General features: G+C 32.8%; 1 protein-coding gene. It reads left to right on the forward strand.

The annotated features are described in order from the left end of the window. Window positions 1-147: 147 nt before the first annotated feature. Window positions 148-271 (forward strand): transposase (locus LJE09_RS19065; protein ID WP_227311465.1); only part of this gene is annotated, 124 nt, incomplete at its 3' end.

Below are 271 nucleotides of genomic sequence, written 5' to 3' on the forward strand. Positions count from 1 at the left end.
TTCTACAGGTATAGAATTTACTCTTGCAAGGTAGAATTTAAAAATTCATTTAACCCTCCCTATAAAAAGCTGTATCCAGCATCATAAAAAAGAAAATATGTTCGATATTTTATTGCGAAATTTTTGATATCATGGTATCATATATGTATGAAAGAAAATCTTATACATTATCGCACTTGTGTGTGCAATATTAATTACCATATGGTATGGTCGGTAAAATACCGGCGGAAGATATTAAATGCGGAGGTCGAGGCATATCTGCAGGAACTGG

Origin of the sequence: Blautia sp. DFI.3.45 (assembly GCF_020593505.1) — a bacterium.
In the GTDB taxonomy this organism is placed as follows: domain Bacteria; phylum Bacillota; class Clostridia; order Lachnospirales; family Lachnospiraceae; genus Blautia_A; species Blautia_A wexlerae.